Source organism: Flagellimonas sediminis (assembly GCF_010500845.1).
Taxonomy (GTDB): domain Bacteria; phylum Bacteroidota; class Bacteroidia; order Flavobacteriales; family Flavobacteriaceae; genus Flagellimonas; species Flagellimonas sediminis.
Genome location: NZ_JAAAMI010000001.1, coordinates 908,153 through 923,020, shown reverse-complemented (window position 1 = coordinate 923,020; position 14,868 = coordinate 908,153). Strand labels below are relative to the sequence as shown.

The following is a 14,868-nucleotide window of genomic DNA, read 5'->3' as shown; positions in this document are numbered from 1 at the left end:
ATTTATCCAATTCAATATCTTAAGATAAAGGGACAATTGAGAAATCTATTCACCAATACGGTCATGCTGTCCCGAAAGTTATTAGAATTGTTCAGCATCATAATAGAATGAGATTCCGTGTCAAGCACCGAATGACAATCCATCAAAAAACCTCGTACACCTGTTTTACAAACTCGCCAATTTTTGAGGGTTCCAACCAACGGGTCACGATGACCAAGCCACTTTTTTGGTCCACCACTATAAAATTGCCCCCAAAGCCTGCCGCATAGAACACATGCTCGGGCACACCTTCCCAATGCCATGGCCCTTTTTGGTTGAGCCACCACATATAGCCGTAGTTCACATTGGGTACCGAAGGTGCCGTGGCCTTTTTGATCCAGCCTTCACTGATCAATCGTTGGTCTTTCCATTGGCCATTATTCAAGAACAACATCCCAAAACGGGCCATATCTTCTGTAGAGATAAAGAGTCCTGCACCAGAATGCCCCCCGCCTGTTACGGATTTCATTTGGATGCCATCTACTTCTGTCCAAGCATTGTCATACCCAAACCAACGCCAAGTGGTCGTGGCCCCGATGGGGTCCATCACCTTTTCTTTCAAAATCATGGGAACCGGTTTACGCCATACATGCGTTAAGGAATAGGCCAAGACATTCACACGAACGTCATTGTATTCCATTACGGTGCCGGGTTCGTTCAGTTTTCGGAATTTCCAATCGTCCAATCCACCTTCACGAGGTGGGCGATCAGCCCAATCCTTGCCGCCCCATAGTTCCCCGGACCAATCGGAGTTTTGTTGCAACAGATGCTCCCAGGTAATCTTGGAGTTGTGTTCCCCATCGAAGGTGCCGTCCCAAATATAGCCGCCCACTTTGTCCTTGGTGTTCACGATCAACCCTTCGTCCTCGGCCAAGCCTGCCACGGTGGAGAGAAAGCTTTTGGTAACGCTAAAGGTCATATCCACCCGTTTGGTATCGCCCCAAGAGGCCAACAGATAGCCATTCTTAAAAATCATACCGGCAGGACCACCACGCTTTTTGGTAGGCCCCAAGATCTTATGAAAGGGTTCTTGTTTAAAGCCATCCAAAATGGCAATACGTAAATCGCGGGAACCGGAATATTCGTTGGCGTTGGCATAATCAACGGCTTTGGACAATTGGCTTGCATTGTACTTGAACTGGTCTTTTTCGGCAGCTTTCCACGTTTCGTTCCGTTCGGGGAAATACAGTTTTTGGGCCGATAAAGGGTTGCTAGCCATCAATAGTACGAGGAGGGAAATTCTAAAAAGAGGCTTCATGTAAAGGGTTGGTTAATTAATGCTTCAAGGTAATAATTGTTGATGAAATTCTTATCTCACCTTTGAAAACATCCAACATAACAATATTAAATGGGATTCTTTACTAAGTTCAGAATGACAAGTAGGTTTCATGGTCATTTCGAAATGAGGAGAGAAACGACCATTGAGAAATCTCAATCTATTGAAAAACAGATTTCTCACATGCGTTCGAAATGACAGTTCTGTCATCCTATTGGGTATTTCGACAGAACTTGGCGACGAGAATTCCAAAAACACTGGTCACGCTGAACTGGTTTCAGCATCACAATCAAAGAAGGGATTCTTCATCCCGATAGCTTTCGGGACGTTCAGAATGACCTTCTATGCCTATTGTCATTTCGAAATGAGGAGAGAAACGACCATTGAGAAATCTCAATCCCATGAAAAAACAGATTTCTCACGTTCGTTCGAAATGACAAATGGCAATATTATTCCCTAAAACCGCTTTTTATGCACTGGTTTGCCCTCTTCGTTGTAGTATCGCCAAGTACCCACTTGCTCATCGCTACGGAACCGTCCTGTGATTTTTTCGGTACCTTCGGGATAGTACTCCACATAGCGTCCATGTTTAAGACCATCCTTCAGGTCCACTTCGAACTTGGTTACCCCGTTCGCATACAATTTGCTGAAGGAATTAGCATTCAGGTCGGTAGGATAAATGGGCTTTAGGTCGAAAACGGCATCGGTGATTTCCTCTACGGCAGTATTTTGGTTTGTAGCGATAGGTGTTGGTTTCTTTTGCTCGAACTGGACATTCTTTTTTACCTCTTCCACATCTTGATAGTTGATGACCAACCGGCTTTCGAACAGATCATCCTCTGGGGTCAACTGTAGCCCAAATTGTGGGAAACAGATCAGAAAATCCTTGTTCTTCTTCATTTTTTGTTTGGTTTCAGCATCGGCAAGGGCATACATATTATCATACAGAATGGGCACATTGCTGTACACGAATATGGTGGATTCCGACGCGAACCTTTGATCAAATTCCCTAAAATCCTTGGAACCGGAAAGGGTTTCTTCCTCCACCACATCATCAATAATGCTTTTTAGGGTATTGGGATTGTCACTAAAGATCACATATTCATCGATCTGTGTAAAATAAGGTTTATCAAACTCATTGAACCTACCACCCAATAGCATTTTAAAAAAACCTTTTATGGAAAGAAAATTGATCTCGTAGTCCTTGTATTTCACGGCCTTGAACTTTACTGGGGTCTTCTTCCGGATCTGTTCCAACACAAAATCGAGGTTGGTCTTGGCCTTTTCGGTATCGTTCGCCTTCAATACCAACGCCATATCATTCTTTCCTTTGGAAATATGGGATTGTATCTGCAACAGGGCGATTTCGTCCCCGATCCAACTCACAAAATTTTCCTTAACGTCAATCTTGAGGAACTTTTCGACCTTTTGGATACCTTCCTGATAACTTTCAAACTGTTTGGGGTCTTTCTGTTGGACCCCTTCAAAGTTTTTGTAGAACTCTGCAAAGCTGTCAAACCCATAACTGATGTACAGGGCGGTGCGTTTCGGTGCTATGGTCGGGATGGTCCGCTCAGAGGTACCTGACTTTTGAAGGGCTTCCAAATAATACTCATTGGTATCACTAATATTGGTATACCCATTCGCCGTAAGGGTACTGTTCCGATCCAGATCAAAATAAAATCCGGAGAACAAGAAATTCTCGCTCACCCGCCGCACCCAATCCGATGGCGTGTCGGTAAACCGTTTTATATAATCATCAAAATAGTTGTATTGCACGTACAAACGGAACAAGTCTTCATGCCCCACTTTTTGGTTGATCTCAATAAAATTGAGATTTCTTCCCAGAATTGGTTCTTGATATTGATCTATGGATGCCTCTACCAATGTGTGGGTATACGAAGCCACTAGCTGGTTTTTGATAAAGGCCACGTACATGGTCTCTTTGCTTTCGCGGTCATGCACTTCCAAAATCTCATGGTTGTGGTAATTGCGTTTGCTCATCACATAATCGTCATTGAGCAAGGTGTTGAAATAGGTTTTGAGAAGCTGCAACTTGGCAATCCGTTTTAGATCCAGCACGTAAAAAATGCCGTAGTCCTTGGGCGAGATCATGTGGATGGAAATGAACAGGGAACGTCCATCAAAAAACTCGAACAACTTGTGATTATTGTTAAAAACGGTATCTACCCGCTGTATGTTCTCGGTAAGCTCCGCGAAGTAATCGTTCTTTGTGAGGTGGTGCCAAGCTTTGCTTTCGCTCACCTGTTTCCAACTTTTCACAGGCTTCTCCGATTCTACAATGAACACCGCATCCTTCGGGATCAAGTAAATGGATTGCAGGTTGGAGTTTGGGGAAAGTATAAAAATATAGGCCAAATAGCACAGGTACAGTGCAAACAGGGCCAAAAAACCGTAAAGAATCCTTTTTTTGGTCATCCTTCCTAAAGTGTCTCTTTCTAAAACGAAAGAGTTCCCAATTTAGTTTAGACCAATGGCCGGCACATGCAATTTAAAGCAATTTCAGGTCTTTGATGGTCTTAAAGGCCACATCCACCTGCTCATCGTTTACCAAAATGGTAAATTCGTTGGTAGTAGAGATCACTTCATAAAGTACGATACCTTCCCAGGCCAATCTTTGAAAAATAAAGTAATAGATACCGGGAACGGACACGTTCTCGGCGGGCAATTTCACGGTAATGGAGGAAAGTCCTTCTGCCTTTTGGGTACAGCGTTCGTGCTTAAAATACTTTTCCACCACACTGTCCATAATGTTACTGATCACAATATTGATCTCGTTCACCCCTCGGGAAGAAGTATAGAACACATCTTGGTTGGCATTCACCTCTTCCAACAATTTGGCCTGTTGCTCCAGTATGGTATCAGATGCCAAAAAGGTATAATCGGACAAGTTGGATCGTACGGTAATCTCACCGATGTTCTTTAGAACCTTTACGATCTTGTGCGTTGCGCGGAACTCCAAGTCATCGGAAAGACGCTTTAAGGCCATCACAATGGCTCCATCCTTTACATCTTTGCCCAATTCATCGGCAATTTCCGGTTTGATCTGACGGGAAAGGGAAGTGAGGTTAATAATACCCTGAGCCAGAGCCGTTTGGAGGAATGGTTTTTTCTTAATGTAGTGCTCAACTACTGCTGATATTGTTTTCATTGAGGATTGGTTTGGTGCAAAAATAACATATTGTTATAAAACAAACAAATGGTTAAAAATAATGAAATGCGTTTTCCAGATGTTCCAAAACCGTTTTGTCCTTCATTTTTATCACTTTTATGACATCAAAACGCACCTCAAGGTCCAGATCGTTATCCATTACAAATTGATGGGCGGCAAGGATCAAAAGTTTGATTTTTTTGGCATTGATCACAGCAGTCATATCTTCCAGAAACCCCATGTTCCTTGACTTTACCTCCACCATGGCCAATACGTTCCCCTTCTTGGCTACAATATCAATTTCCGCTTTCAAGTAACGGTAATTTTGGGCCAAAATCTCATACCCCTTATCTCTCAGATAATCAATGGCTTTCTGTTCGCCAAACGTTCCAAAATCGTTATGTGTTGCCATAGAAAAAATACAATATCAAAAAAAAATATGCATTTCGTCGAAAAATTTGGTAGTTCACGGACATTGAAACGTTTAGATTGTAATTTGTTGGCCCAATTGAACCACATCCAACATTAGCATAAACATATAGTTGCCCCAAAACTATGTACCTAATTAACGCCAGACATTGCTATGGAGTACTTCATCAATTGTAATACCTCAACTTTGGCACCGTACAACACTCCCTTGGATGAGTTGCGTGCGGCCCACTTGTACCGAAGACTCGGTTTTAGTGCCTCTGTGGAGACCATTAATGCTGCTGTTGGACAATCTGCCAGTACACTCGTGGACAGCTTGGTCAACCAGGCCCTGTCGGCTGCCCTGATTCCCGCGCCTGCTTGGGCCAACTGGAACAATGCCAACTACCCCGCCGATGACGACCTTGCCGGACAAATGAGACGGGCCCAACAAGAAGAATTTACCACCCAGTACGGTAATGCCTTACTGGACAACGGTCTTCGAGACAGGCTTAGTTTCTTCTGGAGCAACCACTTTGTGACCCAGTTGGAAGTTTATAACTGTAACCAGTTCCTTTATTATTACATCAATTGCCTTCAACGTAATGCCTTGGGCAACTTTAAGACCTTCACCAGCGAAATTGGTCTTACCAGTGCCATGTTGTATTATTTGGATGGCGTAAGCAACCGAGGAAACAACCCAAACGAAAACTACGCCCGTGAGCTCTATGAGCTTTTTACCCTTGGCGAGGGCAACAACTATACGGAACAAGACATTATTGAGACCGCGAAAGCACTTTCAGGTTATACCGAAAGAGGAGAAGAAGGATGTACACAGGTAACCTTTGACCCTACCGAATTCAATACCGGAAACAAGACCATTTTTGGTCAAACTGGAAATTGGGGCTATGATGATGTGATTGACATTTTATTCAATCAAAGAGCGAATGAAATTGGATGGTACATCTGCAAAAAACTGTATGAATTCTTTGTTCACCCCGATTCTACCGGTGATGACGGTAACGGAATTGCCCCTCAGATCATTGATGGGTTGGCCCAAACTTTCATTTCCAACAATTTTGATATTGCCCCGGTTATCCGACAACTTTTCAAGAGCCAGCACTTTTTTGATGAGACCGCCATTGGGGTCATCATCAAGAGTCCTGCGGACCTCTATTTTAACTTTATAAAGGAGACCAACTTCGCTTATGATGACATGGATGTCATCAATTTAGTGGATTCTTGTTCACTTATAGGTCAGACCTTCTTTCAACCCCCAGAGGTGGAAGGATGGCAAAGGGACAGAACTTGGATCAACACCAATTTCATCATTGGCCGTTGGTTGACCATGGAGGTGTTCATTGACCGTTTCTTCCAAAACGATCCTGAACAGTTCAGAACTTTGGCCATGGACGCTGTAGGTCCGGCCAATAGCAATACGAGCAATCCAGAAATTGTGGTAAAGGCATTGGTGGATAAGTTCACCCCAAAGGGCCTTTTGACGGATGCCGATTTTGAAAGGGCCATGGATGCCTTCAAGATTGATGACGTACCTGAGGAATACTATTCTCCGGACTATACTCCCGGCGGTACAGGGGAATGGATGCTGCAATTGAGTGCAGAGCCCCCCACACAGGTTTATATCCTGTTACGCCATTTGTCCAGAGAACCTGAATTTCAACTTAAATAACCCCACCATGTGCGATACCCATCATACCCACAATACTTTCCCATACAAAGGTCTTGAACACGAAGGTCATGACCAGGAACACACCAAATGGAGCCGAAGGTCCTTTTTACAAGCCCTCGGAATTGCAGGTTCAGGTTCCATGTTCCTGGGGAGCCATTTGCTATCGGCCTCTGCCCCATCCCCATTTACCGCGGCTGTGGCAGCAGCGGAGACCGATAATATTTTGATCCTGATCAGATTATCGGGAGGAAATGACGGTTTGAGTACCGTTATCCCGATCCAACAATATGATTCTTATGCCAATGCACGGCCCAACATCTATATTCCAGAAAGCAAGGTCCTAAAACTTACCAACGATTTTGGGGTGCCCACCTACATGAGTGCCCTGGAATCCCTTTGGGGCGATGGCCAGTTCAAGGCGGTGCATGGTGTAGGCTATCAAAACCAAAGCTTGTCCCACTTTACGGGATCGGACATTTTTGCCAACACCGATTTGACCACCACTGGTTTTTCAGGAGAAAACACCGGATGGATGGGCAGACATTTTGAGGAACTCTATCCAGATTACCTCATCAACCCACCAGCTGCTCCGGCAGCGATCCAGATCGGGAATTTGGCCAACCTTATTTTTCAGGGTGAGGAAACCAACTACGCCTTTGTGACCAACAACATTGACCAGTTGGAGCAAATCGCCCAAACAGGTGCCTTTTATGACATAGAAAATGCCCCTTTTGACGATTGTATGTACGGTGACCAACTTCGTTTTTTAAGGGGAGTTGCGAACACGACCTATGAGTATGCCGGTATCATCCACGATGCCTATATGAGAGGGCAGAACCAAGTGCAATACCAAGACAATGGGTTCGCAAGGCAGTTGGCATTGTTGGCCCGATTGATCAAAGGTAATTTGGGCACCAAAGTGTACATGATCTCCATGGGAGGATTTGATACCCACGGAAACCAACCCATAGTGCATGAAAGGTTGATGTCCAACCTATCTATTGCCATCAATAATTTTTATGAAGACATTGCCTTTACCCAGCAAGACGATAAGGTATTGAGCATGACCTTCTCCGAGTTTGGTCGAAGGATTTTTGAAAACGGATCCAACGGCACGGATCACGGTAAGGCTGCCCCTACCCTTTTCTTTGGATCGGGATTGAACGGCAGTGCCTTTGTGGGTGATCACCCTTCACTCGACGACCCCAACGATAGAGGTAATTTAGAATACACCATGGACTTTAGGGACCTTTATGGCACCGTATTGGCCGAATGGCTATGCGTGCCAAGAACTTCCGTAGAGCAACATTTGCTGGGCTACCAATACAAGGCCATCAATTTAGGATTTAGTTGTAGCGGGGAACCGTTTGACGACATTGCCATGGACAACGATCCACCGATATTGCCGGATACCCCGCCGAGTCCAGACCCAGAAAACCCAAATCCGGATATTTTGGACGGGATAGTACATGCAGCTGTTTATCCTGCAACATCACCCCGAAATCCGAACATCTATTTGAATATGCCCATGGCTGCACATGTTGACATTGAACTTTTCAATATTTTGGGACAACGGGTGGGTACCATTTTTAACGAAATGCTAATGGAAGGCCCAGTGGAAATCAACATCCGTGATCGTATGCGCGACACGCTTTCCACAGGAAAATATATTTACAGAATATCTATTGCAGGTAAAAAAATGAGTAAATCAGTGATGATTTCCTAAAGAAGCGGGACATTTTGTTATCTATTTTCGGATACCTTCGAGAATGCACCCCACACCCCAATACGGGTCGCATTTTCGGAGGTGTCCTTTTTTATGACCGATCCCGCTAAATTCAGTATTTTTGGGGCCTAATTTAAAGATTTCATGGCCCAGCATACCAATCCTTCAAGATATACCATTACCGCAGCCCTTCCCTACACCAATGGCCCTATCCATATTGGGCATTTGGCCGGGGTTTATGTTCCTGCGGATATCTATTCGCGCTATTTAAGACTCAAGGGCAACGATGTGGCCTTTGTGTGTGGGAGCGATGAACACGGTGTGGCCATTTCCATGAAGGCCAAAAAAGAAGGGGTCACCCCAAAAGAAGTAATTGATAAATACCACGGCATCATCAAAAAATCTTTTGCGGATTTTGGTATTTCGTTCGATAATTATTCCAGGACTTCGGCAGCAGTACATCATAAAACAGCTTCCGATTTTTTTGTGAAACTGTACGAACAAGGTGATTTTATTGAAGAGGAAACCGAACAGTTGTATGATGATGAGGCCAAGCAATTTTTGGCCGACCGCTTCGTCATCGGAACGTGCCCCAAATGTGGTAACGAAGAAGCCTACGGTGATCAATGTGAACGCTGTGGATCCTCGTTGAATGCCACCGATCTCATCAACCCAAAATCAACCATAACCGGAACCGTTCCTTCCCTAAAAAAAACCAAGCATTGGTTTTTGCCTTTGGATCGCTATGAAGGATTTTTAAAGGAATGGATCTTGGAAGGACATAAGGCCGATTGGAAACCCAACGTTTACGGCCAGTGCAAATCATGGATCGATGACGGGTTGAAACCCCGTGCCGTAACCCGTGACCTTGACTGGGGTATTCCAGTACCTGTGGAAGGTGGTGAGGGAAAGGTACTCTATGTGTGGTTCGATGCTCCCATTGGATACATCTCGTCCACCAAAGAATGGGCCGAACGCGAAGGCAAGGACTGGGAGCCCTATTGGAAAAGTAAGGATACCAAACTGGTGCATTTTATCGGGAAGGACAACATCGTATTCCATTGCATCATCTTCCCGAGTATGTTGAAAGCACACGGCGATTTTATATTACCTGAAAACGTTCCTGCCAACGAGTTTTTGAACCTGGAAGGAAACAAGTTGTCCACCTCCAAGAACTGGGCGGTTTGGTTGCACGAGTATTTGGAAGAATTCCCGGATATGCAGGACGTACTTCGTTATGCCTTGACGGCCAATGCGCCCGAAACCAAGGACAACGACTTTACCTGGAAGGATTACCAGGCACGCAACAATAACGAACTGGTGGCCATTTTTGGCAATTTTGTGAACCGGGTTGCCGTGCTCACCCAAAAATATTACAACGGAATAGTTCCAACTCCTGGTGCTCTTTCAGAAGTGGACAAAGAAACTTTGGAAGCCCTAAAAGGTTTTCCTGAAATTCTGTCCAATTCCTTGGAGCGTTATCGTTTCCGTGAAGGGAGTCAGGAATTGATGAATCTAGCACGTTTGGGCAACAAATATTTGGCCGACGAGGAGCCTTGGAAACTCATCAAAACCGATGAGGAACGCGTAAAGACCATCATGTATGTGGCATTGCAAATCGCAACGGGCCTTGCCGTGTTGAGTGAACCGTTTTTACCCTTTACTTCAGCTAAATTGAAGGGGATTCTTCGCCTTGCTCAGAATGACCAAAATAGTGCCATTTCGAGCGCTGTCGAGAAATCAATTAATTGGGATGATATTGCCTCAGAAGACATCTTGCTTCCCGGTGGGCACCAACTCAACCCCAGTGAATTGCTTTTCCGAAAAATTGAGAATGAAGAAATCCAAAAACAATTGGATAAACTGGAAGCCACTAAAAAATCCAATGCTGAGACTACACCCAGCATAGGTACAACTGAAAAAGAGATTATGCCACAAAAAGAGACCATTGCCTACGAAGATTTTGCCAAAATGGACATGAGGGTAGGTACTATTCTGGAAGCGGAAAAAATGCCAAAGGCCGACAAACTTTTGGTGTTGAAAATCGATACCGGATTGGATACCCGAACCATTGTTTCAGGCATTGCCGAAAGTTTTAAACCAGAGGAAATCATTGGTAAAAAGGTGACTGTTCTGGTAAATCTAGCACCCCGAAAACTCCGTGGTGTGGAAAGCGAGGGCATGATCTTGATGACGGAAAACCAAGAGGGGAAACTCGTTTTCATGAACCCCGATGAAGATGGGGTTGGGAATGGAATGACCATCAATTAGCATCAAAACAACTAATATATTTTAATCCTCTTTCTAGACCCAAATATTAAAGAAGGAGGCATGACCTACTATTCAAAAAAGGAAAATGCAACTCGTACCCTATATCGTCCAGCACACCCAATTACCGGAAAAAAGTGTGGAGCATACCGTGGCACTTTTGAACGAGGATTGTACCATTCCGTTTATTTCCCGATACCGTAAGGAACGTACGGGAAATTTGGATGAAGTCCAGATCGGGGCCATTGTGCAATACAAGACCCAGTTTGAGGCCCTCGAAAAAAGAAAGGCGGCCATCATAAAGGCGGTGGAAGAACAGGGAGCCCTCACCCCGGACCTCAAGGCCAAGTTTTTGGGCTGTATGGACTTGACCAGTTTGGAAGACCTATACCTTCCTTTCAAAAAAAGTAAAAAGACTAAAGCGGAAACCGCCCGTAAAAATGGGTTGGAACCGTTGGCCAAAATCATCATGGCGCAAAATGCCGATGAAATCGAGTTCATTGCCTCCAAATACCTCAACAAGGAAGTCCAGAACGAGGATGAAGCCTTGGAAGGTGCCCGCCACATCATCGCCGAATGGATCAACGAACGGGGCGATATCCGCAATCAATTACGTGGCCAATTGGAACGCCATGCCTTGATTACGACCAAAGTCGTAAAAACCAAGAAAGACGACGAGAAAGCCCAAAAATTCCAGGATTATTTTGATTGGAGCGAACCTTTGGACCGTTGCCCCTCCCACCGGTTTTTGGCCATCATGAGGGCAGAAAAGGAAGGGTTCATCCGGGTGAAAATCGAAATCGACGAAGAGCGTGCCCTTCAGAATATGGAACGCCGTTTGATCAAATCGAACAATGCCTGTACCGAACAAATCGAATTGGCCATTGCAGATGCCTACAAAAGGCTTTTGTTCCCTTCCCTTTCCAACGAACTTTTAAGTGTTTCAAAAGAAAAAGCGGACTTGGCCGCCATTCAGGTGTTCTCCAAAAACCTAAAACAACTGCTCCTTGGTGCACCCTTGGGCGAAAAACGCATTTTGGCCATCGACCCTGGGTTCCGGACGGGGTGTAAAGTGGTCTGTTTGGACGAACAGGGCGATCTGAAACACAACGAAACCATTTATCCCCATGCTCCGCAAAATGACCGAACTGGGGCCATTAAAAAAATAAGTTCCTTGGTGGATGCCTATAAAATTGAGGCCATTGCCATTGGCAACGGGACCGCATCGCGCGAAACGGAGCAATTGATCAAACGCATTCCCTTTAAAAAACCGATTGAAGTATTTGTGGTGAGTGAGGCAGGAGCCTCCATCTATTCCGCTTCCAAAATTGCAAGGGATGAGCTTCCCAATTATGATGTTACCGTTCGGGGAGCGGTCTCCATTGGTCGCAGATTGGCCGATCCGTTGGCCGAACTGGTGAAGATCGATGCCAAATCCATCGGGGTGGGTCAATACCAGCACGATGTGGACCAAACTCAATTGAAATCCTCTTTGGATACGGTAGTGGAAAGTTGTGTGAACGCTGTAGGCGTCAACATCAACACGGCAAGTGTTCCCCTACTCAGTTACGTTTCTGGAATTGGACCCAAATTGGCGGAAAACATTGTGGCTTATCGCAATGAAAATGGGGCTTTTAAAAACCGGGATGAAATCAAAAAAGTGGCCCGTTTGGGCGGTAAGGCCTTTGAACAGAGTGCCGGTTTTTTACGCATCAAAAATGGGGATAATCCTTTGGATGACTCCTCGGTACACCCTGAAAGTTATGGTTTGGTTGCCAAAATGGCGAAGGACCAAAAAATTCCACTTCAGGAAATCGTTGGCAACAAGGTTGCCCTGCAGCGCATCAATCTAAAATCCTATTGCACGGAAACCATTGGCATGCCGACTTTGGAGGATATTGTAAAGGAGTTGGAAAAACCAGGTTTGGATGTGAGGGAGAAAGCCAAGGTGTTCACTTTTGACCAAAACATCAGGGAAATTACGGATCTGCGACAAGGGCAATTGCTGCCCGGTATCGTGAACAACATCACCAATTTTGGTTGTTTTGTGGATGTTGGCATCAAGGAAAGTGGCCTGATCCATATCTCCAACCTATCCGATACTTTTGTAAAGGATGTCAACGAACATGTAAGCCTTCATCAACAAGTGATCGTTAAGGTGTTGGATGTGGATGTCCCCAGAAAACGGATTCAGTTGGCACTGCACAAATAACTTTTTACATGCTCAAGATTGCCTATCACCCCATTTACAAACATCATTTACCGGATGGGCATCGTTTTCCCATGGCGAAATATGAGCTGCTGCCCCAACAATTGCTCCATGAAGGCACCTGTAGTGAAGAACATTTTTTTGAGCCCTCCATTCCCGATGACGGACCTATTTTGGCCGTGCACGATGCAGGGTATTACCATGATTTGTTGAACTTGGAGATTCCCCCGAAAGAAGCTAGAAAAATAGGTTTTCCGCTAAGCGAAGAACTGGTTTTACGGGAACGCATCATTGCCGATGGCACCATAAAAGGATGTGAATTCGCCCTGGAACATGGTATCGCCATGAATATTGCCGGGGGAACCCACCATGCCTATTCCAATCGCGGGGAAGCTTTTTGTATGTTGAACGACCAGGCAATCGGCGCCCGATACTTGCAGCGTAACAAGCAGATTAACAATATCTTGATAGTGGACTTGGATGTGCACCAAGGAAACGGGACCGCTGAAATTTTTCAGACCGACCGTTCTGTTTTTACTTTTTCCATGCATGGGAAGGGCAATTATCCCTTTAAAAAGGAAGTTTCAGATTTGGATATTGCTCTGGAGAAAGGCACTACGGACCAGGAGTATCTTTCCATCCTAAAAAAAACCCTCCCATCGTTGATCAAAAAGGTACAACCCGAATTCATCTTTTACCTCTGTGGGGTGGACGTTTTGGAAACGGATAAACTCGGCACCCTCTCCCTTTCTTTGGAAGGATGCAAGGAGCGCGACCGGTTTGTGCTGCAAACCTGTCACGACGCCAACATTCCCGTGCAGTGTAGTATGGGTGGCGGGTATTCCCCAGAAATCAAAATCATTGTGGAAGCCCATGCGAACACCTTTCGCTTGGCACAGGATATTTATGCTTAATTTTGCCGATTATCCTAGCTTTCAACCTTCATGAGAATATTAAAATATTTGTTTGTCTTGATGATGGCCTATCCCATGTTTGGCCAAGAAAAGGAAACCAACCTCTGGAACGATTTCACCTATGACATCGGGAATATTTTTGGTGGAGTGGGGTATGCCTATTCCCGACCATTTCATTGGCAAGGAAACGATTGGGCCAACCTCGGTTATTTGGCTGGAGGCACCCTTATCTTGGCCACCGTGGATGACGAGGTGAACCATTGGAAAAACGGGTTCCGGGAAGATATCCCGGATTTGGTCATCGATTACGGTAATGAATACGGAAGCCCAGAGAATAATTACATGTTCACGGGTGGCGTGTATCTGGCGGGGTTGTTCACCAAAAATGAGAAATTGAGGCGGACCGGGGTCTTATTGATTTCTTCGGCTACTGCTGGTGGGTTTCTACAACAGGTAAGCAAACGAATCATTGGGCGGGCAAGACCCAAGAGCGGCGAAAGTTCAGACACCTTTGATCCCTTTCACCTGAACAGGGTCTACAATTATGATTCCTTTCCTTCGGGTCATGCCATGTTGGCCTTCAGTAATGCATATGCCATTGCAAAGCAATTCCACAATCCATGGGTAAAGGCAGGTATCTACACCGTTGGGTTGATTCCCGGCTTTGTTCGGGTCATGGATGATTTCCACTGGTTTTCCGATGTGGCCTTCAGTACGGTGCTCAGTATTTTTATTGTGGAATCCATTGATCGCTATCTGGATTCGAAATATGATGAAAAGTATAACAGCAATGCCAAACAGGTAAGTTGGAACCTATCTTTTGGACCCAACACCATGGGGGTATCGCTTCGGTTTTGATTCAACCTGAACACAATAGTGTTAATTTCTTATTTAGATTGAATTAAAATAATTATGTTTGCCCTCTCTGTTCCAAGTGATGGGAAAAAAGAAGAAAGAAAAAAAGAAACTCAAAAAAGCATTGCTGAAGAATTTGTCCAATCAAGGCAAATTAAAATCCAAATGCTGTGAAAAATTCAAAAAAGGGGAAAACAAACGTTGTTCCAAATGTCCCTGTTTTGACCTTTTGAAGAAAGTGGCCTAGCTTCTTCCCCACCTCCACTACTCCTATTCCATCCCTTTTCCTGATTATCCTATTTCCCAAGCTC

10 protein-coding genes are annotated in these 14,868 nt (G+C 44.8%); 6 read left to right on the top strand and 4 right to left on the bottom strand.

Annotated features, from left to right (window positions below):
• Positions 1 to 142 precede the first annotated feature (142 nt).
• From GTK07_RS04095 to GTK07_RS04080, 4 genes are all read right to left on the bottom strand, one after another.
• Positions 143 to 1,297: a serine hydrolase domain-containing protein gene (locus GTK07_RS04095; protein WP_163633248.1), complete on the bottom strand. Its 1,155-nt coding sequence runs from the start codon at positions 1,295 to 1,297 to the stop codon at positions 143 to 145.
• Between the two features lie 474 nt (positions 1,298 to 1,771).
• Positions 1,772 to 3,754, bottom strand: coding sequence for a DUF3352 domain-containing protein (locus GTK07_RS04090; RefSeq protein ID WP_163633246.1), 1,983 nt, complete (start codon positions 3,752 to 3,754; stop codon positions 1,772 to 1,774).
• Positions 3,755 to 3,827: 73 nt separating this feature from the next.
• Positions 3,828 to 4,487, bottom strand: coding sequence for an aspartate kinase (locus tag GTK07_RS04085; protein ID WP_163633244.1), 660 nt, complete (start codon positions 4,485 to 4,487; stop codon positions 3,828 to 3,830).
• 52 nt (positions 4,488 to 4,539) lie between these two features.
• Positions 4,540 to 4,899 (bottom strand): YraN family protein, encoded by a 360-nt coding sequence (locus GTK07_RS04080; RefSeq protein WP_163633242.1) that lies wholly within the window; start codon positions 4,897 to 4,899, stop codon positions 4,540 to 4,542.
• A 171-nt stretch (positions 4,900 to 5,070) separates the two neighbouring features.
• On the opposite strand from GTK07_RS04080, the gene GTK07_RS04075 reads away from it, so the two are divergent.
• The 6 genes from GTK07_RS04075 (at position 5,071) to GTK07_RS04050 (ending at position 14,560) form a co-directional block, all read left to right on the top strand.
• The gene (locus GTK07_RS04075; protein WP_163633240.1) at positions 5,071 to 6,585 is read left to right on the top strand and encodes a DUF1800 domain-containing protein; all 1,515 of its coding nucleotides are present in this window, start codon (positions 5,071 to 5,073) and stop codon (positions 6,583 to 6,585) included.
• 7 nt (positions 6,586 to 6,592) lie between these two features.
• Entirely contained in the window at positions 6,593 to 8,311 is a 1,719-nt protein-coding gene (locus GTK07_RS04070) for a DUF1501 domain-containing protein (RefSeq protein ID WP_163633238.1), read from the top strand.
• Between the two features lie 144 nt (positions 8,312 to 8,455).
• Positions 8,456 to 10,582: a methionine--tRNA ligase gene (gene metG, locus GTK07_RS04065; RefSeq protein WP_163633236.1), complete on the top strand. Its 2,127-nt coding sequence runs from the start codon at positions 8,456 to 8,458 to the stop codon at positions 10,580 to 10,582.
• A gap of 85 nt (positions 10,583 to 10,667) precedes the next feature.
• On the top strand, positions 10,668 to 12,791 hold the full coding sequence (locus GTK07_RS04060; RefSeq protein ID WP_163633234.1) for a Tex family protein: 2,124 nt from the start codon (positions 10,668 to 10,670) through the stop codon (positions 12,789 to 12,791).
• Between the two features lie 8 nt (positions 12,792 to 12,799).
• Complete coding sequence (locus GTK07_RS04055; RefSeq protein WP_163633232.1) at positions 12,800 to 13,702, top strand: histone deacetylase family protein; 903 nt, start codon at positions 12,800 to 12,802, stop codon at positions 13,700 to 13,702.
• Positions 13,703 to 13,732: 30 nt separating this feature from the next.
• Positions 13,733 to 14,560, top strand: a complete 828-nt coding sequence (locus GTK07_RS04050; protein WP_163633230.1) for a phosphatase PAP2 family protein — start codon at positions 13,733 to 13,735, stop codon at positions 14,558 to 14,560.
• Positions 14,561 to 14,868 lie beyond the last annotated feature (308 nt).

Coding starts and splice junctions, on each gene's coding strand:
- GTK07_RS04095 (WP_163633248.1), bottom strand. CDS start 1,297: ATGAAGCCTCTTTTTAGAATTTCCCTCCTCGTACTATTGATGGCTAGC.
- GTK07_RS04090 (WP_163633246.1), bottom strand. CDS start 3,754: ATGACCAAAAAAAGGATTCTTTACGGTTTTTTGGCCCTGTTTGCACTG.
- GTK07_RS04085 (WP_163633244.1), bottom strand. CDS start 4,487: ATGAAAACAATATCAGCAGTAGTTGAGCACTACATTAAGAAAAAACCA.
- GTK07_RS04080 (WP_163633242.1), bottom strand. CDS start 4,899: ATGGCAACACATAACGATTTTGGAACGTTTGGCGAACAGAAAGCCATT.
- GTK07_RS04075 (WP_163633240.1), top strand. CDS start 5,071: ATGGAGTACTTCATCAATTGTAATACCTCAACTTTGGCACCGTACAAC.
- GTK07_RS04070 (WP_163633238.1), top strand. CDS start 6,593: ATGTGCGATACCCATCATACCCACAATACTTTCCCATACAAAGGTCTT.
- metG (WP_163633236.1), top strand. CDS start 8,456: ATGGCCCAGCATACCAATCCTTCAAGATATACCATTACCGCAGCCCTT.
- GTK07_RS04060 (WP_163633234.1), top strand. CDS start 10,668: ATGCAACTCGTACCCTATATCGTCCAGCACACCCAATTACCGGAAAAA.
- GTK07_RS04055 (WP_163633232.1), top strand. CDS start 12,800: ATGCTCAAGATTGCCTATCACCCCATTTACAAACATCATTTACCGGAT.
- GTK07_RS04050 (WP_163633230.1), top strand. CDS start 13,733: ATGAGAATATTAAAATATTTGTTTGTCTTGATGATGGCCTATCCCATG.